The organism is Leptospira wolffii serovar Khorat str. Khorat-H2, from assembly GCF_000306115.2.
GTDB lineage: Bacteria > Spirochaetota > Leptospiria > Leptospirales > Leptospiraceae > Leptospira_B > Leptospira_B wolffii.
This window is the reverse complement of the sequence record NZ_AKWX02000007.1, coordinates 404,537-429,090: the sequence shown is the minus strand read 5'-3', so window position 1 is coordinate 429,090 and position 24,554 is coordinate 404,537. Positions and strand designations below refer to the sequence as shown.

The window sequence follows — 24,554 nt, the reverse complement described above, 5'->3', positions numbered from 1 at the left end:
GAGTATATTCTTCTCTATATTAGTTCCCTTTCGGTCGCTCTGAAATTTCGGAATAGGAGATCCAAATGAAAAAGGTTTTATTTCTTTTCGGACTGGGCTTACTTGCCATGTCCTCTCTTCCCTTTTGCAGTACGGACGGACTGAAGAGAATACCAAAGGTGGACGGATATTTCGGCAAGAGTGCCACCGACGGAGACATCCTAATCATGGGCCAAAAGGAAAAGGGCTTCGTTTCTCTTTCCGGAAACAAACTCGGATTCTTTCTGATGCTTCCCTATGCGGAAGATTGGACCGTAAAGGAAAATCCGAACGAGTCCTTCTTTATCACTTCGGGAACCTTCGGGATGAACGCGTCCGTATTGGAAAGTCCCGGAGCCGACACTTTCCAGCAAGAACCATACCTGAACGCCCTTGCGGACAATATCGGCAAGAAGTTCACTCTCCAAGATCGCAAATTCCTGGATACGTCCGAAAACAAAGTATTATATTATAATATAAACGTGCAAGTCGGAGCGTTGTCCGTAAGATCCGATAATTATTGGGCAGTTGTGCAAAGACCCGATAAATCCGTTCTAAAAGCGCACGTATCGGTGGTAAATTTCAATCCGGAAAAACTAAAGATCTTGGATAAATACATGACCGTCGCCTTAGGCCACGGCTTCAAGGCCTTAAAACCGGAACAAACCCAAGCGATCCAACGGGATATCGATAAAGCTCGGTGATTCGATTTCGATTAAGGGAAAAACAAGACTCGATTATTCGTCGTATCAGAAACCCATAGCCCGCAAGGCGACACAGCCACGGACGAGGTGCTTCCGATAGTCTTATCGGAAACGATAAAGCTCGAATTCGTGCTTACTAAATCCGGTTCTCCCAAAACATTATCTGCGGCCTTTCCGTTCGTAAACGGAGGAGAGAAACGAACGGCTCTCATATTACCGCTGTCCGCCACCCAAATCGCGCCGTTAGAAGCGATGCTCACCCCGTTCGGACTCGATAAGGAATCCGCATCTAACGCATACGAGGAACTCACAAAATCCGGTTGTCCCAATACTAAATCGGCCCCCATTCCGTTAGAAAAGGGAGGCGAGAATCGAAGTACCCTGTGATTTCCCGTATCCGCAACCCAAACCTTTCCCGAAGAATCCACCTCGACATCGTTGGGAGACGCCATCTGATTCGCGGAAGCGCCCGACGCTCCGCTAGTAAAGGAACTTTTCCCTAACACAAGATCCGCATTCATACCCGAGGTAAAGGGAGGAGAAAAACGTAAAACTCTACTGTTGAAATAATCCGCAACCCATACGCTACCGCTCGAATCCGCAGCCAGATCCCATGGATTATTGAATGTACTTTGCGTTTGATTATTGGAATTAAAAGTTCCTAACGTAATGTCGGCAACCCCTCCGGAAATCACTCCGGAAGGAAAATGATAAACCAAATCCTCCATCGTAGAGGCAACCCAGAGACCTCCATTCGGATCAGTCGCAACTCCCCGAGGCGTATTGAAGCCGGTAAGAATAATATCAGCGTCCTGAAACGTTGAAAACGGAGACGTAAAATGGAATACTCGCTGGTTGTTCGTATCGGAGGCCCATAGACCTCCTTGAGGATCCATCGAAAGGCCTCCGGCCGCAACCTGATTGATGGCAGAACCCGAAGTATTACTGACGAAATCGGGTTGGCCTAAAACGACCTTAGCCGACTCGCCCATCTTCAATGCTCCGCACTCGGAAACGGAAACGGCACAGGACGAGCTAGTATCGTTTAGAAGAAACTTTAACAGTTGGTTTTTTAAGAAAGCGTCGCTGGAAGAATCGCAAGGATTCTCCTTGGAGATCGCACCACAATTTGCCACAAAAACAAGTACGCTTAAATATAATAAATATTTAATATTTTTAGATAAAAAGAGAGATCCCGACATCCGATTTTCAGATTAACGGGATCAATTCCCATTGTATATCAATTTATTTCCAAACCACCGTAAACCTAAATCCCTCGAACGAGTGATGGTCCGTCGCTCGGGATTATTTGGAGGCCTGGATCACTCGGATCAAATCCGCTTCCACATCCCTCGCCTCTTTTGCCAATACTTCGGAAGAAGAGAGAGAGGCCAAGAGAGACTCGGGCCTGAGCATTCCGATTCTAGTTTTTCCGTTTTGGGTATAAACGGATATCCTACATGGAAGTGCGAAATTCATCTCCATATCTTCGCTCAATACGGCCTTAGCCTTTATGGGATTACAAACTTCGAAAATTCTGCACTCTTCCGGAAACTCCACTCCTTTCTTTTTCATCGTTTCCTTAAGATCATGAACGTGTAAGACTCCATATTTTGCCTCGAGTACGTTTTTCTGTAGATCTGCGGAAGCTTCCTCCACGCTTTTTTCGGTATCCACAATGTATTTCATAAGATTCCCCTTCTATTCTTGTCCAATCATTCCATTAGACTACGAAAATGCATCCAAAATTTCAATATACCCAATACCCTATATGGTATTTATTTCCTCCGGGCCTCAGCCTTAAGCATAAGTCGCGAATATTCTTCTTGGAATTCGGACGCATCCGGAACCGATAGATCCCGAAGAGCCCCACCGAAAGCAAAAGCTCTAGGATTCCGGTCCATTCCGATGCGGATAAAATCCATCCGAAAGCGGAAAGTCCGAGCCCCGCAAAAAGAATCCTGGAAAAGTTCGGAATACAAAGCATGGATCGGCTCGGTGGATAAGACTTCAGATCGGATCGATGAGGAATTGAGGAGACTTTCGGATATAAAAGAAAAGCTTTTGCAAGTACGGCAAAATTGCGGATGTGACTGTAGTTTCGATCGAGAGACTCCTTCCTGTATTCATTGCTGATCGGACAGGAACGGTTCCAAGTTAAAATGGATTTTTAGAAAAAAGTCTTTTAATAGTTGATAGAATCCGGGGCTAGGTCTTATTCTCAAACAAACTGATGAATCTCCGAAAAATAATGAAAAAACCTTTTCTTTCCTTTATTCTACTTTTACTTTTTATCGATCCAAATCTAATCCACTCGAAAACCTCCGAAGAATTGGAAAAGGAAACGAAGTACGTCTCCCGATTCCTAATGCGAGAACCCGTTCTTCCCCTGGACGAATACGTTACCAGAAAGGTGTATGACGGAAAAATTCTCAATCTGAATCACGCGTATTTGGATCCGGTGCGCTTGTCCATTCATTCCGGAAAAGATTGCGATACGTTCACCATGTATCTGAAAAATGCATATTATCAAAAAGAAGAATACTGCTATGACTCAAGCGATAGAATCAGGGAAGTAAAGATTAAATACGATAAGTTCATTAGAGTTATAGAATTTATCGGTAGAGCGGAGAACGCTCATTACGTAATATTCAAACAAAAATTTTATGCGAACGATTCCTTATATAAGGAAGTATACGGAGCCGAACGCTTCGAAGGTTTACCGAATTGGTTGCCCGCAATGCAGGAATCGGATTTTAAGAATGTAGCGCCGATCTCTATCTTGGATGAAAAGCTTTTAGCGGAGGAAAAATCTCATATAGAATTCCGAAATAGGGTTTTTCACGGAAGCCAAGCGGAATATATGGGGACCTGGCAAAACGAATCGGACGCAAATAAAACCGAAGAATCTCCGGTAGCGGTAATCGGCGATCAAGTGCTTATCCTCGACGGAGATTTTGACGCCTATGTGGTCTCCGAGGACGGAATCAAAATCATCTCTCCACTAGGAAAATTAAAGAGTTCGGGAAAAATCGTCAGAAAAGGGGATACTCTGAATATTTCCCTCGTTTCGGAGGAAAAAAAGGGAAAGAAAAAGAAGATAGAGTATAAACTAGTTCCTTCTTGTGTGAAAGGAATGTACGGCGAAGTCTTCAATGACGGCTTCTCCATAAAGAGAAATTGCTCACCATAAGAGGAATCGGAAATCAATCCTGTTCTCGCATACGAAATTCTTCCATATCGATTAAGGTATGGAATTTTCGGATCAATTCCTCGTCGAATTCGGAACTGCGATTGATATCTTTCAGTACGCCTCTCTGGTATTGCAGTAATTCTAAATATACCCTTTGGTATTCTCCCCTTTCCAGGCGGTGCGATTCTCCCCCGCCCTTTATTTCCTTATCGAAATATAATAATTCGTTTTTTAACCGATCCGTAAGATTCTTCAGATGACGATTCCGAGCGATCTCTCCCTTTTTTCCTTCCTGCAGGAACGCAATGGATCCGTGTAATAATCTTCCTTGGATCCTCGATTCCTGTTCATGATCGGAAGGAACAATTTCGAAATCGGAAACGTTCAACTTCCGAATCAACCAAGGCAAGGTAAGTCCGTTCAATATCATCGTAGTTAAGATTACGATGAATGTAATGAATAGGATAAGATTTCTATAAGGGAATGCTTCATTCTCCGACATGTATACCGGGATCGAAAGCGCCGCCGCTAGGGATACGACTCCTCTGATTCCGGACCAACCGAGTATGACCGGCAATTTCCAACCGGGATTTTGCTGGGCTACCTGGATAAAATGACTCATCACCCGGGTAAATCCGGAGGCGCCCAGAGTAAATAAGATGCGCGTAAGAATCAATACGAAAGAGATAGTCAATCCATAGAGAACGGCGGTCGTAAGACTTGTATCTCCCAGTTGATGGATGATGGAAGGCAATTGTAAGCCGATCAACAGAAAGATGAGTCCGTTGAGAATGAAAACGATGCTATTCCAAACGTTAACACCTTGGATGCGGCTCACGTAACTTAAAAAACTTTGGCGTCTACTGGAAAGAAACAGCCCTCCACAGACTACGGAAAGGACTCCCGAAAAATGATAATGTTCCGCCGCATAATACATACAGTAAGGAGTGATGAATGTTAAAACGATCTCCACACTCGGCGTCAAGGGTAACCAACGATGGGCCGCGTAGAACAACAATCCTACGATAAGCCCGATGAGGGATCCCGCAAAAACCACCATAAAGAAATCGAAGGCCGCGTCTTGCATATGGAATTGTCCGGTAATTACCGCGGCCAATGCGAAGCGAAATACGATCAAAGAAGATGCGTCGTTTAGCAGACTTTCGCCTTCCGCGATGCTCATGATGGATTTGGGGGCCTTTACCTGACGCATAATCGTAGTCGAAGAAATGGAATCCGGCGGGGAAATAATCCCTCCCAGTAGAAATCCCAAAGCCAGAGTAAAGCCGGGAATCAAGGCGACCGAAACGAATGCGATCACGCTGGAAGTAGCGATCACGATCAGAAAAGCAAAACTAGCGATGATCCTTCTCCATTTCCAAAACTCCTTCCAAGAGACTTGCCAGGCAGCCTCGTAAAGCAAGGGAGGTAAAAAGATTAGAAAGATAAGTTCGGGAGTCACGGTGATATTGCGGAAATAAGGAATCAGACTGATCCCTAGTCCCCCGATCACTAAAACGATCGGATAGGCCAGACCGAGTCGGTTGGCGATTACGATCAACCCGAGAATGATAAGAACAAGATAAACGTATTCTATAAGTATGCTTTCCATCCGATGCCAATCATGGAGAAGGAACTCTTTTAAAGAAATCCGTTTTTTCCCGGGCTCCTATTTATGTTCGCAACTCAATGAAAGGAACGCCTGAATTCTTGGGGAGAAAGTTTCGTCTTGCTCTTGAATAGTTTACTGAAGGATTGGGAATGCTCGAATCCCAATTCGTAAGCGATTGCGGTCACGGGTAAATCCGTCGTGGATAATTTCTCCTTAGCTTTCTCGATCAATTTATCGTGAATATGCTGCTGGGTACTTTGCCCGGTTAAGACCTTGAGTAAGCCGCTCAGATAATTCGGTGAGACTTCCAATCTATCCGAAATTTCTTGGACGGAAGGGATCCCCTTTTCCTTCAGATTCTCGTTTTGGAAATACACTAAAAGAAGATCCTCCAGACGATCCAGCATCCGATGGTTCGATATTTTTCTAGTAATGAATTGTCTATGATAGAACCGATCCGCGTATTTGAGCAGTAATTCGAGCTGGGAGATAATGATATCCTGACTAAATTGATCAATATTTGCCAGATACTCCTGCTCCAAGTTCCCGATCAAACCGTCTATCACCGCCTCTTCTTTTTCGGAGAGGAATAAGGCCTCATGCACGGAATAACCGAAATATTCGTATTTCTTTATGGATTTTGCCAGGCTCGTATTCCAGAGAAAATCCGGATGGATAAGCAGGATCCATCCGGACGGTTCCAAGCCTTCCTTCACTTCGACTTCCGCTCGGAAAACCTGGCCGGGAGAGATAAAGAACATCATGCCTTCATCGAAATCGTATTCCTGTTGTCCGTATTTGATTTTACCGTTGATATTTCCCTTCAGCGCTATCGAATAAAAATCCAAAACCAAGCTTTGGGATTTATCCGCAGGCGAACGCCGGATGCTTCCGTAATCGATCACGCTAATCAATGGATGCGCGGGCTTAGGTAATTCCCTCAATTGGTGAAATTCGCCGATCGTTCTGATTCTTAGCGGCACTGCGTTCGACATTTCCAAACCCTACCCCGCCTTTCGAAAGGCTTCCAGGAATTCTTGGGCGAAATCCTCCAATTTAATTCTTCCGGATTTTGTTTTCGTTTTCTCGTATTCTTCGCGAAGAGCGCCGCTATGGGTGGCTTCACCCAACTCCACCAAATAAGATGCGATATAGGAAGGTACTCCGCCCGCCTCTAGTCCGCTTCGCATTTGCTCGCTTGTCAAAGTCGTCCATCTTAGATCCGGTAGACCGATGGAATTTCCTAGGACGGATGCAACCTCGTCGCAGGAACGATCGTCGCTAACCACATATCTTATCCTATTCTTCGAAACTCCGGAATCCAATTCTTCGGTGATCGCCAATGCGATATCCTCCGGAGAGACTAAGGCCAGTTTATCCGGGCCTCCGTAATTCGCTCCGATGGATCCGATAGACCGGATCATCGGGATAAAGTTGAGTAAATTATAATAGAAGTAGCCGGCTCGGATATGAGCTACTGAAATTCCGGATAATCCGTCCCAAATTCTTTCCACATGATGGGAACCCACAATGAATCCAGTCCCCTTTTCCAGATGGGCTCCGTAACTACTCAACTCCACCACGTTTTTGATTTGGGACTTACGAACAGCCTCCGCATAATTCAAAGTCAGTCTGCGATAATAAGCCACCTGGTCTCTTTCCGAAAAATTGGGAGGTATCATACAATACGCCGCATCCGCTTCCAAGAAAGTCTTTTCCAGAAATCCGAGATCCTCCAGAGAACCGATGCAAGGAATTGCGCCTAATGCTTCTATTTCTTCTTTTCTGGCCTCTTGACTACTGATCACGGAAACTCTATGTCCTTTTGCTAATAATTCCCTGGTCAAAGGCTTGCTTATATGCCCGAGAGAACCTGTAACGATAATTTTCATGAGAATACCTCTTTTTCCTAAATTCGTTTCAGAACCGATGTCTCATTTCGATTCTTTGGGAATAGGAAAAGTTCGATTTAGGAAAATTATTCCTGTAGTCGAATCTCCGAAACACTTAGCCTTTTCTTAAGTCCGTATACGATAGCAGAATGGATCGACTTGCATTCAAGCCTACGAAGACGTTCTTTCTTTTTCATTCGAATAGTCCGCCTTAAGCGGCTATTTGTCGACGGTTCCATCCATTAGAGATTTCTTAAATTCTTGAGGAGTCATCCCGGTATACTTCTTAAAAGAATCGTAAAAGGAAGATTTGGACTGAAAACCTACGGAGAATGCCATATTCAGAATATTCAGAGACGGATCGTTCGCGATCATTCGCTTGGCTTCTTCTATCCTATATTTTTTTAGCAGATCCGGGAAGGAAATATTCAACACTTGGTTCAGAAGCTCCGAAACCTGGTGAACCGATAAGCCGAGAAGGGCCGCAAGATCTCCGATCCTTAATTCTTCCTCCAAATAGACTCTGTCCTCGTCCAATAGACGATTCAGGCGAGTGAGAACTTCTTCCACATCCACTCCGATGATGGTCGATTTCTTCTTTTCGTTCGCCGGATCGTTAAGGCCTTCCATCCGGTCTCTTTGAAAATTCTGCAATTCCTTCCTTCTTAGATCGATTTCATATTCCAATTCCCGGATGCGAGTCTGTACAGATCTACTGGTCAGAAAAATATTTATAGGTACGAAAAATGAGATAAAGAAAAGGAAACTCCTTCCATCGAAGGAGAAAAAGGTCCTGTAGGAGATGATATTCAGAATTTCTATTACGAGCAAAGAGACCATACTCAATACGAACCAACGGGTCCGGATCGTCCTTCTCTTCATCGCTACGAGGCTCAAAACGATGGCCGTGCCGGTCACGGCCAAATAAAAGATCGTGAACGAAAGGGAAACGAATTGCCTAGGAAATTTCGTGAAACTCAGGCCAATCATTATGGCGGTGATAAAATTGATCGCATTATAAAAATACCAGACAGGTTTGAAATTCTGTTTCAGCTTCAGGAAATACGAAACCCATAAAGTACCCGTGAGAATCAGATAGCCTATCATGATCTTTTTACCTAGGGAGAGAGGGAATCCGAAACTAGGAAACAGATATCTGGAACCTATCCCGGTTACAAATAGAAACGCCAACCCCATCCCTATCGAGAAAAGGATTTGGAAAAAGATCCATCTGGACCGGAGGCGCAGGTAAGCATGGATGAGATACGCGATCTGGATGATAACCAATGCCAAAAGAGCGAATACGATTCCGGAATACAGTGTCGTGATGGAATACAATTCTTCGGCACTCACCAAGCGGACTTCGGCGAATATGTAGTTTCTGGATTGGATCTTTACTCGGATCTCCGGACTTTCTTCCAGAAATTTTCGGAGGGGAAAGACGGGAAATATGCCCGGTATCAGCCATTCGTTTACCGGATGAGCAAAACCGGCTTGTAGGCATTTGTCCTCAAGGTCACAGACCTCCACGGAATCCAAGTGACTCCAGGGAAATATCAGGAATTCGGTCTTGGATTCTTCCGGTAAATTGCCTATCCGAAGTTTCAGATCGATAGGTTCCGGATAAAATCCCCAATCCAGCAAAACGGAGTAATCATCGATTTGCCTCCAATGTGCGCTCTCCGAACCGAGTATGCGTAAATGACCCACCTCAGTCCGCTTGTTGTTCTGCGCATTGGCAGGAGAAAAGGCCAGAAGAGCAAGGATTAGAACAAGAATTTCCCTCATACCCCTCAGTTTAGCCAGCCTTGTTTTTGGTCCAGGATTATAAACCGGGACGATTTTCCGGTATTTCCAGGCTACTAATATATATGGAAAATTACATGAAAGAAAAAACACCGCCTACCTCCTATTTCGATTGTCCTGTTTCCCCGCGTTTCTGTCAGGTTCTGAGCGAGACCTATCGGAAGAGGATTCGAAACCGCCATTTCCTTTCTATGGCGTCTCCGATCAGGCATACACTCTCCTCTCGAATACGGCGGATGTCTATTCGGAATTTTCCTGATCATACTCTAAAGGAATCCGAGAAGGTTTTTCCGTAGTACGTCGCAAAGTCATCTATCGGAACACCGTAGAGATATTGTTTCATTCTCTCTGAAGGTTTCTGAAGGAATAATACATTATGTTTTTTGAAAATATACCAACAAAAAAGGAAGATAGAACTTTTTCCGAATCGAAAAATTCTAAACCGGCGGAGATCGAATGTGAAAATCCCATCTCATATAAAGATTCCAATCCAACACTTCGGAGCCTTATCAAATGAATCAAATCGTACTCATAGCTCTCAAAAGACCTTACACATTCGTAGTACTTGCGATACTCATACTATTCTTCGGTATACAATCCATTTTCAAGGCTCCGACGGACGTATTCCCCAATATCAAAATACCGGTGATATCCGTGGTTTGGAGTTACCAAGGAATGTTGCCCTCGGATGTCGCCGGAAGAATCACCTACTTCTTCGAGCGCGCCTTGACAAGCACCGTAGAAGGTATCAAAAGCATCAACAGCCGTTCCTATTACGGAAGCAGTATCATCAATATAGAACTGCAACCTCACACGGATCTTGCGGGCGCCGAAGCGGAGGTGGCGGCGATTTCCCAAACGGTGGTGACCTCGTTGCCGCCGGACATTTCGCCTCCGATGATCATGCGACTGGAGGCTTCTTCAGTTCCGGTTGCAATGGTACAGGTCACTTCCGAAAAGATGACTCCTGCGGAACTCTATAATCTCGCTTACATGAGAATACGTTCCCTACTCGTAACCATCCCTGGCGCGATTATTCCCCAACCCTACGGCGGAACTCCTATGCAACTACTCGTCTCCTTGGATAAACAAAAGCTATTGTCCAAGAACCTTTCTCCGATGGACGTGTTCAAAGCATTCAACGAGCAAAGCGCCGTATTGCCCGCAGGAGACCAAAAGATCGACAAAACGGATTGGATGGTGATGACTAACGCGATTCCTTTAAGAGTCGAGGATTTCAACGAAATCCCGATCAAACGGGTCGGAAATAGCACTTTCTATATGAGGGACGTCGCAAACGTAGCCTTGGGAGGACCGCCCCAATTGAACTCAGTCCTCGTCGAGGGAAAGCAATCCGTTCTCATCGTAGTGATGAAAAGCGGAGACGCTTCCACACTCGATGTGGTGGACGGAATCCGAAAAACCATGCCTCGAATCAAACAAATCTGCCCCGACGACGTCGAGATAAAATTATTAAACGACGCATCCGTATTCGTCAAGGATTCGATAGAGAACGTAGTCCATGAAATGTTGCTCGCGGCCTGTCTGACCGGATTCGTAGTGCTATTGTTTTTAGGTTCCTGGAGAGCGACTACGATTATCGCCACTTCTATCCCGCTCTCCCTTTTGAGTTCCCTAATCGGTCTCCATTTAATCGGAGAATCCATCAACGTAATGACCTTGGGCGGCCTGGCATTAGCCGTAGGTATCCTAGTGGATGATGCAACGGTGATGATCGAAAACATAGATACTCATATAGAGATGGGGAAACCCTTGGAGCAAGCGATCATAGACGCGGCCAACGAAATCGTCATCCCTACTTTCGTAGCGACTCTCGCCATCGTGATCGTTTGGTTACCTCTTTTCGAACTGAGCGGAGTATCCGGCTGGTTATTCAAACCTATGGCGGAAGCGGTGGCGTTAGCGATGATCGCTTCCTTCATACTTTCCAGGACCTTGGTTCCTACGATGGCGAAATATTTACTCGTGGCCCATCCTATTCCGGAAAAAGGAAAACATTCGGCACATTCTTCTAAGGCAGCGGAAAAACAAAACCTCTCCGCTCCTATGAAGAATATAAATCCTCGTTTTGCATTTCTTTCCCAATGGATCGATTTTCTAAACCGCTTCCAAAAAGGATTCGAAAAGAATTTCAACGAATTTAGAGAAAGATACTATATTCTATTACAAAGAGTCGTAGCGAATCGAAAAAGATTCGTGCTCGTATTTCTAGGAATCGTAACGGGATCCTTGGTTCTATTCTTATTAAACGGTAGGGACTTCTTTCCTGAGATCAAAGCCGGCACTTTGCAGATGCATATGCGGGCCCCTCTGGGAACCAGGATAGAGGTCGCGGGTAGAATCGCCACTCTCGTCTCTGAAGATATCAAAAAATTGCTTCCGAACAAAGTTGAGAGCGTACTCAGCAATTGCGGCTTACCCGTCAGTCCCCATAACCTTGCGTTCATTCCCACACCTACGATCGGTTCCCAGGACTGCGATTTAACGATCTCCCTAAAGGACGAAGAATCTCCAGTTTGGGATTATAGGGAAACCCTCAGAAAAGGTTTGGGTCGGTTATATCCCGGAACGGTATTCACCTTCCAGCCGGCGGATCTAACCGCAAAAATCCTGAATTTCGGCTCACCTTCTCCCATAGATATCCAAATCAACGGTATGGATCTGGAGAAGAATTTCGAGTTCGCTCAAGCATTACAAGGTAAACTGCGGACCATCCCGGGTGCGGCTGACGTAGTTATCCAGCAAACGATGAATACTCCCACTCTACTAGTGAACGGAAATAGAAGCCTAGGAATCAACCTGGATCTTCCCTTGAAATCCGTAGCGGAGAATATGCTCTTAGCCACTTCGGGAAGCCAGCAGATCGACCAAGAATACTGGATGGATCGTAAGACCGGCCTCTCCTATCAGATCAATATCTACGTGCCCCAACCTCAGATGAGAAGGACGGAAGATTTACTTACGGTACCGATCAATAAGGGAGACCTGCAGGACGATTCTGAAAATGGAATACAACTTTTAGGTAATGTCGCCTCCGTCACTCCGACAGGAACTCCAGGACTCGTAACGCACCAGAACCTTTTGCCGCTCATCGACGTATATGTTTCCTCCGAAGGAAGGGATCTGGGAGGAGTATTAAGCGACGCTCAAAAGATCATAGACTCAATGAAGGATATGCTTCCTAGGGGCGCCGCGATCGAGATCCAAGGACAGGCGGAAACCATGAGAAGCGCCTACTTGGAACTTCTAGGAGGATTGTTCGTCGCGATTCTGCTCGTCTATCTTCTGATCGTTGTGAATTTCCAATCCTGGACGGACCCTTTCATCATCATCACCGCGTTACCCGGAGCCTTGGCGGGAATCGCCTGGTCCCTCTTTTTGACACGCACGTATATTTCCGTACCTGCCTTAACGGGAGCGATTATGTGTATGGGAACTGCAACCGCAAACTCCATACTTGTGGTCTCTTATGCGAGAGAAAGGAGAGAAATACACGGAGATGCGGTCAGAGCCGCAATCGAAGCGGGCTACGCTAGGATCCGGCCGGTCTTAATGACAGCTTCCGCGATGATTATAGGAATGGTACCTATGTCCATCAGCAACTCGCAGAACGCTCCCTTAGGACGTGCGGTGATCGGAGGGCTCGCGGTCGCCACCTTTGCCACCCTATTCTTCGTGCCATGCGTATATGCGATCATCTACAACGATCGGTTCAAAACCAAAAAAGGATAGTTTCCCATGATTACAGCTCTACCTAAAAAGAAAGTGATCACCTTCTCCTCCATTTCGATCGGAGCCTTGTTTCTCTGTTATATATTTTACCAGCAGATACATAGCGCCGAAAAATTCCGTAACGACGCATTGGAAGCCTCCATTCCGAACGTCTCCGTCGTGAATCCGGAACCGCCGAATCCTCTGGAAACGATCACGCTTCCGGGCAATATTCGTGCCTGGTACGAAGCGGTACTATACGCACAGGTTTCGGGTTACGTCAAAATGTGGTACAAAGACTACGGAGCCGAAGTGAAAGAAGGAGATGTTCTGGCAAGAATCAAAGTCCCCGCGCTGGACGCGGAGTTCGCACAAGCGCAAGCGGATCTGGATTCCCAAAAAGCGAAATATAAACTCGCTGCGGTCACCGCCGATCGCTATCTGGCGTTACGGAATTCCCACGCGGTCTCCGAACAATCCATCTCGGTCGCCGTAGCGGATAAGAATTCGGAAGAAGCTAAAATGAAATCCGCAGAGAAGAATGTGGATAAATACAAGGCAAGAGTCAATTTTAAAACGATCGTAGCCCCGTTCAACGGAGTGGTCATACAAAGGAATATCAACGTAGGAGACTTCGTGAGCCAGGAAGGAAATGTGGACGACACTAAAACCCCTTCCAACCTTTTTACGGTAGCCGACATCCATAAGATGCGATTATTCGTATCCGTTCCCGGTACCTTCGCGTATCTCCTCAAACCGGGCCTGAATGCGGAACTCACGGTGCAGCAATTTCCGAATCGGAAATTCGTCGCGAACTTTCTTACGATTTCCAAAGGTTTCGATTTGAATATGAGGACGGTGATCGCCGAATTCACGATCGACAATAAGGACAGAGCGCTTTGGCCCGGATCCTTCGCACAGGTAACTCTTACGGCTCCCGTAAAAAAGGATTTATTAACGATACCTTCCAGCTCTCTAGTATTTAACGAAAACGGAACGCAAGTAGCGACCGTGACGGAAAACAATCGGATCCATTTCAAACCTATAACGGTGAATAAGATCATAGATTCCGTTATAGAAGTGGGCGAAGGCGTTACGGTAAGCGACCGAATCGTGAACAATCCTTCCGCTTCCTTATTGGAAGGCGACGAAGTGAAAATCGTAGAGCCGCGAACCGGTTATGCGGACATAAATGTTACGAAGACACAGTCCCGGAAGCAAAGCCCGGTCGCTTCCAAATAATTCTTCGATTATATAAGATAAAAAGAATGGAACCAAGAAACATCATCCTCAATCTACGAAGATACGTCGGTGGCACCACGTTCGCGATTCTACTCTCTTCCTGTATCAGCGGACCGGCAATCGATCTTGCTCCGATTTATAAGAATCCCGAGTTCATCGTTCCCGATACATGGAGCGGATCCGGCCCCTTCGTCAAGGCCCGTCCTTCCGAAGGAGAGGAAATACCGTCCGATTGGTGGAAGCTATTCCAGGATCCGGTATTGAACAGTTTGGAAGAATTGGCCGTAGAGGCGAATCCGGATCTGCAAGCCGCAGCGGAACGTTTCGTGCAAGCTCGCGACGAGATGCTTAAGGTTCGATCCCAATTGATCCCCCATTTAGGAATCGGAGCAGGCGGATCGAATAATAAACAGTCCGAAAACCGACTTTTCCGAGGAGCGGGAGAGGCCACTTATGAAGGCACTGCGTCCTTGGGTAGCATCGCATCCTGGGAGCCGGATTTTTGGTCTTCCATTCGTAACGCGACCAGAGCCCAGATATATAACGCGCAGTCCGTCGCCGCCGATTTCGCTTTAGCCCGCCTAAGTCTACAATCCGAGATCGCCACGGACTATTTTCTATTCCGAGGATTGAATGCGCAAGATAGCACCTATCGTCAGTCCATCGAATACTACGAACAATCTTTGGCTCTAGTGAACGAGAGATACCGGGCCGGATTAGCTCCGGAGCTGGATGTGCAAAGGGCCAAATACCTTCTTTCCAGCACGGAGGCGAAACGCTTGGAGATACGAGCCAAGATGAGAGTAACGGAGAATGCGATCGCGATTCTTGTCAACAGGGCTCCCTCCACTTTCAGCATACCTATAGTGGATGACGTGCATGTAGTATCTTTCAAGATTCCCGCAACTCTACCTTCTACCCTTTTAGAGCGCAGGCCCGATATCGCTTCCATGGAACGAAAAATGGCTATGGCAAACCGAAATATCGGAATCGCTCGGGCGGCATTCTTTCCGAACATATCCTTTCAGGCAGGCGGAGGATTCGAAGGCGGAGTGAATCTTACCCAATTATCCAATAGTTTCTGGTCCTACGGCTCTACCGTATCCCTGCCGATTTTTCAAGGCGGATACCGCCGTGCACAATTGCAAAAGGCATGGTCTTCCTACCGAGAAACGGAAGACCTATATCGCTCCACAGTATTGAACGCATTTAGAGAAGTAGAAAACGGTCTTACAGAAACCACTTTGATATCGGAGGAATCGGAACGACAAAATGCAGCAGTGGATGCAGCCCTCCAAGTCCAGAATATGACCATGCAGCTTTACCAAGGAGGACTAGGTAATAGTTTGGAATTGATCTATGCTCAGGTCAATACCCTGACCGCCAGGATAGATTCCATTCTGATCAAGACGGAATTGAACCAAGCCTCGGTTCGGTTGATTCGAGCCTTGGGAGGAGGCTGGAAATACGATCAATTACCCGCGGACGATCAGATCCAACCATTCTCCATCTTCGATGCAAAAGGTTCTAAAAAGCCCGATCCTGCGGGAGGAATCGACGTAAAGACGGAAAACAATAATAAAGAGGACAAGAATTTGATCGCACCAAGCCTGAAAAAATGACCCGCGGTCTAAAGAGCTCTTAAGTTCCTTGAATCGTTTGTCTTGACTTTCTCCGAGGATTATAAAAATGTTCGGTGTGTTGAAATATTATCGAACCCTAATTTTCATTTCCGCGATCAGCCTTTTCAGTACTCCCTCGTACGGGTGGTGGAATCATTTCCTTTTCAACCGGCCGGCTTTAGAAAGCCTACCGGAACTTGCTTCCTCCCCTAAAGTAAAGGTCGAATCCCTGGAGGACTTCCTACTGAAGGAAAAGGAAGGTCTCATTCCCCTCATGGAACAAATGGAAAACGAAGCCAACTTAAGTTACACCAAATATGCTCCTCGTCCGGAGATATTGGCTTTCAAAGGAGGAGACAGAAAGACGATCCGAAATCATTTCTTAAGGGCCTTAAGACTGAATACGGATACTCCGCTCGGATATTTCCTACAGAATCTTCCGGGCCAAGCTCTCCCGGGAAAAAAATCGAATCCGATGACCGTTAGCATCTACGGAGAAAAGGATCTAAAACAAGATTACGAGTTTTACGATATCCGAATCGGAGATTCCGTAAGTCCTTTGGAAGTGCTTGCAACTGCAGGAGACGAACCCGATTTTGGACTGGATCTGAATCTATTCGAGGACAACGGGGAAGAATTCGGAAAATATTACGGTTTTGGAATACAATCTTTCGGAGATTCTAAGATCTACTATAGCACCCAGGTTCCTTTTCACATAGGTTATTACCATGAGTCTCCTATCATATTCTTAGCTGCGGATTTTCTGACGAGAACCTATCCTAAGTATAGGGTATTTCAATTTACCAAATTGGCCGACTATGCTTTTAGAACCGGACTCGACTACTGGGGGTATCGTTTCTTAGGCTGGGGAATGCATTATATCGCCGACTTGACCCAACCCTACCACTCCCGTGTTCTTCCGAATTACGGAACCGTCGGAATGCTCTGGATTAATATCAAAGCGATACTCGGATTCGAAAACGCAAAGAACGAAGCGATAGATCGCATCTCCAATCGGCATACCACCATAGAAAAATACCATTTTACGGTGCTTCGAAACGCATATCAAGATAAGAATCTGACTCATCCTTTTATCACAAACGTGAAATCCAAGGACCTGGATGAAAGTTACGGAGTCTTCGACGACTCTTACATTACGGAAAAATTAACTAAAGAAAGTTACGATCTATCGGATAAAATCGACACTCTAATCGACGAATCCAATCTTTTGGTAGGATTTTCCCAAGACAAGTTATTGCCGTCCATCCATCAAGAATCGTTAAACGAACTCGACTCTACCCTGGCGAATCATATGAAAAGCGTAGGCTCTCATATAAGAAACTATGCAAGAGTCGAATTGAATGTAAGAAAGACGAAGTCGGCAGGCGCCTCACCTTAAAAAGGCGAGGTCCTTTTCGTAAGGTTTTTTTCGGAGATTTATCGCAGTTTCTTGGTTCCGACCCGGACCAGTTTGATTTTTCCGATCAAATATTTACCGTAATCTTTCGGGTCCTTTAGATTCTCATAGACGTTCTCATCCACACCCGCCGGTCGATCCAATACGATAATATTGCCAGGTAAATACTCGTTCTTCAAAGGAAATCCGTATTTCATCGCGAGTCTATCTCCGGGCTCCAAGATAAGCGGAGCAAGCGTCTCAGAATAAGCCTTCTGCGTTTGCCAAACCCAATTAGCGGAGTCTCGGTAACGACTCCATCCGGAAGTGGCGTCGAAACTTAAAGATGGCCCTTGGAGCAACTGCTCATTTTCGTCGGCAAGATATACGCCTTTCCAGTCTACGGAAATCGGATGATCCGAATAATTTTCAAACACCACAGTAACTAGAAAAAAACTAACGCCCACATACTTTGTATGGTAGCCTTTAAACCAAATCGAACGATCCATATCCGCAGTATAAATCTTCAAGGAATCCGTTTGGACGGACGGAGACAAGTTCGACGATACGGTTCCGGTCGGCTTTCATGAAATCAGCCGTAAAAGTCTCTACCAATGGGGACAGGACATGCCAGAAAATTTTTTGGATACCGGTTTGCATCCGCATACCTTAAAGGAATTGATCAAGGGGCTTCTTGCAAGGAGAGAAATCCGGATCAAGACCTTGGTACGATTGAAGAAGATGGCCTCCCTGCCGCCTAGAAAATGGATTAAATACTAAGGAAAACAAATGGCTAAGAATTATATCCGATTTCAAACAAAGGGTAAAATCGATTGGGGTTTTTATAAGGACGGTTTCGTGACTCCTTTAGGACTCGGAGACACAAGCACAAAGGATTTCTTGGGATCCCTCTCGTCGAAATCGAATCCGGAGAAAGGAAGGAAGCTTACCTTCGAAGAGATCACCGTATTTTCTCCGATCACGGCACCTTGCCAAGTCTTCTGCCAGGGTGCGAACTATAGACAACATCTGATCGAGTCCGGATTGGATCCCGACGACAAGACGTATAATATGTTTTTTACGAAATCGGACGCCTCTCTTACCTCTCCGATCGGAGAAGTGATCCGCCCCAAGCACGTAAAACTACTGGATTACGAAATCGAATTGGGTCTAGTATTCGGCAAACGGATCGATTCCGGTTCGAATATAACTCTCGAAAATGCATCCGAGTACGTGGCTGCTTTCTTTATGGCCAACGATATTTCCGCGAGAGACGTGCAACTTCCCCAATCGCAATGGTTCAAAGGAAAATCGTATAGAACGTTTTTGCCCTCGGGTCCGGTACTTGCCGTTCTAGAACCGGGAGATTTCAAGCTCTTGGAAAATCTGGAACTCACATTGCTCGTAAACGACGAAATCAGACAGCACGATACAGCTTCCAATCTGGTATATAAGCCCGCGGAAACCATCGTGGAACTCTCACGATTCTCAGACATGAATCCGGGAGACGTTTTACTGACCGGAACTCCTTCCGGTTGCGCCTTGCGGGCCCCCGGGAAACTGATCCAAAAGATCGGCGGACTTTTATCGGAAAAAAAGAAATGGGAACTCTTCGTAAAGGGGCAATCCAAGCGGACGGAATATCTCCAACCGAAGGATAAGATTCGGTCTTCTATCCGAACCGCCGACCGAAGGATCGACTTAGGCGACCAAATCCTAAACGTAGTCCAAGAATCCTGAGGAAACTATCATGAATTCATTTTATAAAGATAAAGTAATATGGATTACCGGTGCTTCTTCGGGAATAGGAGAAGCCCTCGTAAAGGAACTTTCCGGAACGGGAGCAAAAATCGTATTATCCGCAAGAAGAGAAGAAGAATTGGAAAGAGTGAAAAGGGAAAGCAGATTGACCGACTCCGATTCTCTTTGTCTGCCTTTGGACCTATCGGATTCCGAAAGTTTAAATCGGTTTCCGGATCTAGTATTCGGAAAATTCGGACGAGTCGATATCCTGATCAATAACGGAGGAGTCAGCCAAAGATCCTTGGCTCACGAGACCGATTTGGATACCTACCGAAGGATTATGGACGTGAATTTTTTCGGCACCGTTGCTCTGACCCTAGCCGTACTGCCACATTTCCGGAAGAGAGGAGCCGGTCATATCGTATCCGTTTCCAGCGTAGCGGGTAAATTCGGTGTGCCCTACCGAACCGGATATTCCTCTGCCAAGGCTGCGCTGACGGGCTTCTTCGAAGCGCTTCGGGCCGAGAACTCATCGCAAGGAATTCATGTCACTCTCGTATATCCCGGATTCGTTCGGACCAAAATCTCCGAAAACGCGTTGAATGGACAAGGCAAATCGTTCGGACTTCCGAACTTGAAAACAAAGGCGACGATCAGTGCGGAAGAATGCGCCGGAAGAATCTTAAAAGCGATACAAAACGAGAGATTGGAAGTCCAGATCGCGGGACCGAAAGAATCTTTCGCGGTCGCTTTTCATAAATACTTCCCGACCCTATTCTCGAAATTTCTCTCTAAAGCGAATGTGATTTGAGACAAGTATAGACTCGCTCCGATCCGAAATTGGGTCCGGGTAACCGGGCCGAAGGATGAAATCCTCAAGATACGGCGATGGATCTAAATCCAAAGGCTTAGTGCCGCTTTTGGAGGAATTCCTAGTTTGGGTTGACTTCTAATCCGAGTCTCCGATTCTCTTTTCGTGCTTAAATACAATTCCGTTCTGATCTGTATCCTCTCCCTGAGTCTTTTTGCCGGGCCGGTAGACGCCTGGTGGAATCATTTCCTTTTTAGCAAACCGGCCCTCGAAGCCTTGCCGGAACTTTCATCCTCTCCGAAAGTAAAGGTGGAATCTCTGGAAGATTTTCTTCTCAAAGAAAAGGAAGGCCTGATTCCTTTGCTGGAAAAGTTTGAAAACGATGCCAAACTAGAATTGGCGAAAGCGGCCCCCCAGCCGGAAATTCTCCGCTTTCGAGGTGGAGATGCGAAAACCATCCGCGCTAATTTTCTAAAAGCCATACGAGTGAATCCCAGAACGCCTCTGGGCTATTTTCTGCAAAATTTACCCGGCTCTCCCCCTCCCGGAAAAAAATCCCACCCGAATACGTTCAGCATATACGGAGAATCGGATCCGGAACTCAATAAAGACTATGAATATTATGATATTCGAATAGGAGATTCTGTATCCGCCGTGGACGTTCTTGCCACGGCAACGGACGAACCCGACTTCGGCCTCGACCTAAACCTTTTCGTCGATAACGGAGAGTCGATCGGCCGGGAATATGGCTTCGGCGAACAATCCTTCGGAGACCCGAAAGTGTATTATAGCACCCAAGTCCCCTTCCATATAGGCTATTACCATGAATCGCCGATCATCTTTTCGGCGGCGAGCTTTCTCGTCCGCACCTATCCTAAATACAGGATCCAACAATTTAGCGAGCTCTCCCGTTTCGCTTTCCGGACGGGACATCCCTATTGGGGATACCGTTTTCTCGGTTGGGGCGCGCATTATATCGCCGATCTGAGCCAACCGTACCATTCCAGAGTTCTTCCCAATTACGGAACTCTGGCGATGCTTTGGATCAATATTAAGGCGATCTTAGGATTCGAAACGGCAAAGAACCAGGCTATCGATCGAATTTCCAGTCGCCACCAAACAATCGAGAAGTTCCACTTCCGAAACCTACGAGACGCGTATAAAAACGCGGACCTAACCCATCCGTTCTTGGTAAGCCTAAAGCAAACGGATCAGGATACGAGCTACGGAACCTTCGATCAAAATTATATCGTGAACGTTTTGACCAAGGAAAGCTACGATCTTTCCGATCAGCTGGACAGTTTGATCGAAGATTCGAATTTAGTGGAGGTTCGTCCGACGGAACAATCGTCTTCTCCGGAAATAGAGAAAGCGTTGGTAGAATTGAATTCGCTTCTCGCTAGAGAAATGCGAGGAACCGGTTCCCATCTTCGAAATTACGTGAAGGCAGTATTGAAGTAAAACTTCCGAGTCCGCCTCGAGAACGATCCGTCCTCCGATCCCGAAGGACGGATTTTCGGTATTTACAATTTAAAGCCGATTCCGACCCTTCCGAGGATCTCCTGGAGGGTCCAAGCGTGACCTTCTTTTCCATTGTACTGTTGGATCACATTCCCCACCTTAGAGTATCCGTCGTAATTATTGCCCGCAATCTCGGCTAAAGCATACAGATTCTGCCCGAAGAAAAAGCGGGTTCCCATGGAAACGGAGGACTGGAATATCTTCGCATGGGATAAAGCCTCGTTTCCATAGCCAACTCCGATACGCAGGTAAGGATCGAAGACCGAATTTTCCAAAAAATGGTAGGAGAATTGGAGCGAATAGATCCTCATCTTTAACAAGTCGTTTTGGTGATACGTATAATAAGGAGATAGGATCTGAATGTTCTTTAAATCATCCTGGGTCAAGGATTGATTGCCGATCAGGCTATCGTATAGAATGACCCCGACCTGGGTTATATCCCGGGAAAACGTCAAATTCGATCCTTGGAAATCGGCACTCGTCGCGGATAAGCCCAATCCGATACCGTTCTTGAAAACATATTCCATCAGAAAATTATAATTCTGCCCGCTCACTTTCGGTTTAGGGGAATTCTCGAAGGCGTAGAGACTAAGCGCCTTCTCCTCGTTCGTTCCTACATTCCAAACGTAGTTTCCGATCGAATTGCCTATATTCCGGCCGTCCTCCTTGTCCATTGCGCTCGAATCGTATTTATGAGGCTTGGCATAGGGATAATAAAATCCTTCTCCGTAGCTCAATTCAAAAAAGAAGGAGCTGTGATTGACGGATTGGGCGCTTATATTTGCGGAAAAGATAATACAAAAGAGCGGGGCGAATAGGTATTTTTTCATCATATTCCTTTTGAATTCATAATTCATTTCGCATATACTACCTATACTTTATCGGAATAAATCACGTAAATCAGTTTATCGGGATTTGGGATGCGATCCCTTCCGGTTGCGACCAACGCGCCCAATTCCATCGAAATTACGAGGAGAAATTTGCCTGAATACGGTTCCTGCCCCTGCATTTCCGGGACTTCGAGTGTGGGCGGGCAATCCCCTACCGAAAACATTGCGGAGAACTGGCCTGGGGCTGAAGGAATCGGATTTTTTCCCCTATACCGGATTCGTTCAAGCGGAATGAAAAACCTTTATGCTACACTCTAAAACGTTCCAAGAGATCTCGGGACTCCAAAATCCAGTTCGGTTGCCTATGAAGAAGACTCTACTTATTCTTTGCGTATTTATCTTTTCCCTGACCCTTTGGTGGCTCCTTGGCCCCGGTCCCCAGGACTATACCAAGACTCCCGATGCGGATATTTCCTTCGAGACTGTACTCTTTCGGAGTTCCGATCCGAAGCGACTTTCCGATTTCTACAAGAACACTTTCCTGGCAAAGGAGACGGAAACGATCCCGGAATGGATCCTCGGAAAGACCGACTCTTCTCCTATCACTCTCAGAACTCCGGGCTATCTGGGAGAAGGGCCGTATCTCACCATTCTAAAGGCGGAGAAACCGGCGCTCGAATCTTCCGCGAATGATCTGGGATACGCCCATATCTGTTTTGAAACGGACAATGTTCCGGGACTGATCCACTCTATTCGAAAGAATGGAGGAAAGATCGATAGCAATTTCGAAGATTTGGAGAAAGTGCCGGCAATCTACGGCAAGGATCCGGATGGAAACGTATTCGAGATTCATATCCCGTTTCCTACGCCTCTCAGCCCAAGCACCATTTTTCGCAGCCTAAACTCTTTCGTGAGAACTCGATTCAAATTCGCTCCGCCCGAAACGGATCGGATCCGATTCCTGCACGTGAACATCAATTCCAAGGATTGGAGCAAGGCTCTCTCCTTTTACGGCAGGATATTGGAAGCGTCCCCCACAGGCTTTGAAAGGGATTATCAGGGGGACTTTATAGAAAATCTAACGGGACTCAAAGGAATCCGGGTCCAGGGTCGTCATCTTCCTCTCCCCGGATACAGCGAAGGAGGTCCCACTTTCGAGATCTTCACCTACAACCGTTTCAGCAAGAGAGGTCCATTGCAATTCTCCGATACGGGAAGGGTCGCTGTGGGATTCCGAGTTTCCGATGTAAATGCTCTAACAAGAAAAATACTCCAAGAAGGAGGGACTTTGGTGAAAGAGAAAGAAGGAGATACCGCAATACTCCAGGATCCGGAAGGAAATCTTTTCCTTTTGGCCCCGAAAAAATCAAAAACAGGAAATAGATCGAATGAGAAATAATCTTCCTAAAAAAATGAAGGCGGTCCGCCAAATCGGTCCCTTGCCCGAAACCTCGATTTCTGATCCGAAGGAAATACGAAAAGTTCTCCAATTTACCGAAATGGATCTTCCTAAACCGGGACCAGGCCAAGTGCTGATCAAAGTCAACCGAGGATCCATGAACCCGAACGATCTCTTTCATATCCGGGGAGTATATAGTGCTACTTTAAATTTTCCTTATCCTCGCGGCGTGGGATTCGAAGGAGCCGGAACGGTTGTAGCTAACGGTGGAGGCTTCCCAGGCGCCCTGCGAATGGGAAAGAAAGTGGCCTTTTATACGAAGAACGGACTTTTTGCCGAGTATGTCCTGGCAGAAGCGTTGAAATTAATCGTACTGCCTAAGGATGTAGGATTCCAAGAAGCAGCGTCCTCGGTGGCAAACCCGGTAACCGGTGTCGGGATGGCGAGATGGGCCAAAGCTTCCGGCTCCAAGTATTTCTTTATCACTGCCGCGGCAGGCGCCGTGGCGAGAATGACTATGCGGGTAGCCCATACCTACGGGTTGAAGAGCATCGCAATCGTTCGTAGGGAAGAACAGGCCCAGGTTTGTAGGGAAGAAGGAGCCTCCTACGTCTTGAACCAATCCGATCCGGATTTCGAAAAGAAGCTCACGGATCTGTGCAAGGAAGTCCACTGCACTTACGGCTTTGACTGCATAGGAGGAGATATGCCCATCACCTTAATCCGTTGCATGCCCCAGGGCTCCACCCTATGCATGTATGGTTATTTCAATGCTGGGCCTGTGATGTTCCAACCGCAAAAATTATTCAACGGCTGGAAAGTCCAGTTCTTTGAAGCGGAATACTTTGTGAACTCGCTTTCCCTTCCTAAAAGATTCATATTGTCCAGGGAAATAATCAATAATGTGAATGGACTCTTTCGTCCCAAAATCCAAAAACAATTCCATTTGGAGGAAGCACCGGAAGCGTATGCTTATTATAGCCAGCACATGACGGACGGCAAGATCCAGATCCTCTGCGAATGATCTCCCACA

General features: G+C 46.3%; 21 protein-coding genes. 12 read left to right on the top strand and 9 right to left on the bottom strand.

From position 1 onward, the window contains the following. Positions 1 to 65 precede the first annotated feature (65 nt). The gene (locus tag LEP1GSC061_RS06260; protein WP_016544236.1) at positions 66 to 722 is read left to right on the top strand and encodes a hypothetical protein; all 657 of its coding nucleotides are present in this window, start codon (positions 66 to 68) and stop codon (positions 720 to 722) included. A gap of 11 nt (positions 723 to 733) precedes the next feature. Here LEP1GSC061_RS06260 and LEP1GSC061_RS06255 read toward each other — a convergent pair whose 3' ends face one another. The 3 genes from LEP1GSC061_RS06255 to LEP1GSC061_RS06245 all read right to left on the bottom strand — a co-directional run bounded on the left by LEP1GSC061_RS06255 (position 734) and on the right by LEP1GSC061_RS06245 (position 2,709). After that, positions 734 to 1,858 carry an NHL repeat-containing protein gene (locus LEP1GSC061_RS06255; RefSeq protein ID WP_232218373.1) on the bottom strand — a complete coding sequence of 375 codons (1,125 nt, stop codon included), beginning with the start codon at positions 1,856 to 1,858 and terminating at the stop codon, positions 734 to 736. A 169-nt stretch (positions 1,859 to 2,027) separates the two neighbouring features. Then, entirely contained in the window at positions 2,028 to 2,411 is a 384-nt protein-coding gene (locus LEP1GSC061_RS06250; protein WP_016544446.1) for a DUF302 domain-containing protein, read from the bottom strand. A 61-nt stretch (positions 2,412 to 2,472) separates the two neighbouring features. Continuing rightward, positions 2,473 to 2,709 (bottom strand): hypothetical protein, encoded by a 237-nt coding sequence (locus LEP1GSC061_RS06245; RefSeq protein ID WP_016544237.1) that lies wholly within the window; start codon positions 2,707 to 2,709, stop codon positions 2,473 to 2,475. Between the two features lie 264 nt (positions 2,710 to 2,973). Here LEP1GSC061_RS06245 and LEP1GSC061_RS06240 point away from each other — a divergent pair, with 264 nt between their 5' ends. Further along, positions 2,974 to 3,915, top strand: coding sequence for a hypothetical protein (locus LEP1GSC061_RS06240; RefSeq protein WP_016544418.1), 942 nt, complete (start codon positions 2,974 to 2,976; stop codon positions 3,913 to 3,915). A gap of 13 nt (positions 3,916 to 3,928) precedes the next feature. Here LEP1GSC061_RS06240 and LEP1GSC061_RS06235 read toward each other — a convergent pair whose 3' ends face one another. The 4 genes from LEP1GSC061_RS06235 to LEP1GSC061_RS06220 form a co-directional block, all read right to left on the bottom strand. Then, complete coding sequence (locus LEP1GSC061_RS06235) at positions 3,929 to 5,527, bottom strand: Na+/H+ antiporter (protein ID WP_016545026.1); 1,599 nt, start codon at positions 5,525 to 5,527, stop codon at positions 3,929 to 3,931. Positions 5,528 to 5,601: 74 nt separating this feature from the next. Then, positions 5,602 to 6,522: a helix-turn-helix domain-containing protein gene (locus LEP1GSC061_RS06230; RefSeq protein ID WP_040508108.1), complete on the bottom strand. Its 921-nt coding sequence runs from the start codon at positions 6,520 to 6,522 to the stop codon at positions 5,602 to 5,604. Between the two features lie 9 nt (positions 6,523 to 6,531). Beyond that, on the bottom strand, positions 6,532 to 7,419 hold the full coding sequence (locus LEP1GSC061_RS06225; RefSeq protein WP_016544299.1) for an NmrA family NAD(P)-binding protein: 888 nt from the start codon (positions 7,417 to 7,419) through the stop codon (positions 6,532 to 6,534). 219 nt (positions 7,420 to 7,638) lie between these two features. Then, the gene (locus tag LEP1GSC061_RS06220) at positions 7,639 to 9,207 is read right to left on the bottom strand and encodes a helix-turn-helix domain-containing protein (protein ID WP_040508107.1); all 1,569 of its coding nucleotides are present in this window, start codon (positions 9,205 to 9,207) and stop codon (positions 7,639 to 7,641) included. A gap of 531 nt (positions 9,208 to 9,738) precedes the next feature. Here LEP1GSC061_RS06220 and LEP1GSC061_RS06210 point away from each other — a divergent pair. The 4 genes from LEP1GSC061_RS06210 to LEP1GSC061_RS06195 all read left to right on the top strand — a co-directional run bounded on the left by LEP1GSC061_RS06210 (position 9,739) and on the right by LEP1GSC061_RS06195 (position 17,220). After that, positions 9,739 to 12,978: an efflux RND transporter permease subunit gene (locus tag LEP1GSC061_RS06210; protein WP_016544613.1), complete on the top strand. Its 3,240-nt coding sequence runs from the start codon at positions 9,739 to 9,741 to the stop codon at positions 12,976 to 12,978. Between the two features lie 6 nt (positions 12,979 to 12,984). Beyond that, positions 12,985 to 14,199, top strand: coding sequence for an efflux RND transporter periplasmic adaptor subunit (locus LEP1GSC061_RS06205; RefSeq protein WP_016544676.1), 1,215 nt, complete (start codon positions 12,985 to 12,987; stop codon positions 14,197 to 14,199). A gap of 26 nt (positions 14,200 to 14,225) precedes the next feature. Further along, on the top strand, positions 14,226 to 15,821 hold the full coding sequence (locus LEP1GSC061_RS06200) for an efflux transporter outer membrane subunit (RefSeq protein WP_016544820.1): 1,596 nt from the start codon (positions 14,226 to 14,228) through the stop codon (positions 15,819 to 15,821). Positions 15,822 to 15,888: 67 nt separating this feature from the next. Beyond that, a complete protein-coding gene (locus LEP1GSC061_RS06195) occupies positions 15,889 to 17,220 on the top strand; it encodes a phospholipase C/P1 nuclease family protein (RefSeq protein WP_016544799.1) in 1,332 nt (443 codons plus the stop codon). A 38-nt stretch (positions 17,221 to 17,258) separates the two neighbouring features. On the opposite strand, the gene LEP1GSC061_RS06190 is transcribed toward LEP1GSC061_RS06195, so the two are convergent. Continuing rightward, on the bottom strand, positions 17,259 to 17,774 hold the full coding sequence (locus LEP1GSC061_RS06190) for a hypothetical protein (RefSeq protein WP_016544915.1): 516 nt from the start codon (positions 17,772 to 17,774) through the stop codon (positions 17,259 to 17,261). Between the two features lie 70 nt (positions 17,775 to 17,844). Between LEP1GSC061_RS06190 and LEP1GSC061_RS21640 the strand changes: the two genes are divergently transcribed. The 4 genes from LEP1GSC061_RS21640 to LEP1GSC061_RS06175 all read left to right on the top strand — a co-directional run bounded on the left by LEP1GSC061_RS21640 (position 17,845) and on the right by LEP1GSC061_RS06175 (position 21,232). Next, positions 17,845 to 17,997 carry a hypothetical protein gene (locus LEP1GSC061_RS21640; protein WP_016545097.1) on the top strand — a complete coding sequence of 51 codons (153 nt, stop codon included), beginning with the start codon at positions 17,845 to 17,847 and terminating at the stop codon, positions 17,995 to 17,997. A gap of 9 nt (positions 17,998 to 18,006) precedes the next feature. Beyond that, a complete protein-coding gene (locus LEP1GSC061_RS06185) occupies positions 18,007 to 18,957 on the top strand; it encodes a fumarylacetoacetate hydrolase family protein (RefSeq protein WP_016544712.1) in 951 nt (316 codons plus the stop codon). 10 nt (positions 18,958 to 18,967) lie between these two features. After that, positions 18,968 to 19,771 (top strand): SDR family oxidoreductase, encoded by an 804-nt coding sequence (locus LEP1GSC061_RS06180; protein WP_016544809.1) that lies wholly within the window; start codon positions 18,968 to 18,970, stop codon positions 19,769 to 19,771. 165 nt (positions 19,772 to 19,936) lie between these two features. Beyond that, entirely contained in the window at positions 19,937 to 21,232 is a 1,296-nt protein-coding gene (locus LEP1GSC061_RS06175) for a phospholipase C/P1 nuclease family protein (protein WP_232218372.1), read from the top strand. A gap of 62 nt (positions 21,233 to 21,294) precedes the next feature. On the opposite strand, the gene LEP1GSC061_RS06170 is transcribed toward LEP1GSC061_RS06175, so the two are convergent. Next, positions 21,295 to 22,125: a hypothetical protein gene (locus tag LEP1GSC061_RS06170; RefSeq protein WP_156844506.1), complete on the bottom strand. Its 831-nt coding sequence runs from the start codon at positions 22,123 to 22,125 to the stop codon at positions 21,295 to 21,297. Between the two features lie 301 nt (positions 22,126 to 22,426). Between LEP1GSC061_RS06170 and LEP1GSC061_RS06160 the strand changes: the two genes are divergently transcribed. Both LEP1GSC061_RS06160 and LEP1GSC061_RS06155 read left to right on the top strand, forming a co-directional pair. Then, a complete protein-coding gene (locus LEP1GSC061_RS06160; protein WP_016545040.1) occupies positions 22,427 to 23,521 on the top strand; it encodes a VOC family protein in 1,095 nt (364 codons plus the stop codon). Next, positions 23,511 to 24,545 carry a zinc-binding dehydrogenase gene (locus tag LEP1GSC061_RS06155; protein ID WP_016544868.1) on the top strand — a complete coding sequence of 345 codons (1,035 nt, stop codon included), beginning with the start codon at positions 23,511 to 23,513 and terminating at the stop codon, positions 24,543 to 24,545. Before LEP1GSC061_RS06160 ends, LEP1GSC061_RS06155 begins: the two co-directional genes overlap by 11 nt. Positions 24,546 to 24,554: the final 9 nt, after the last annotated feature.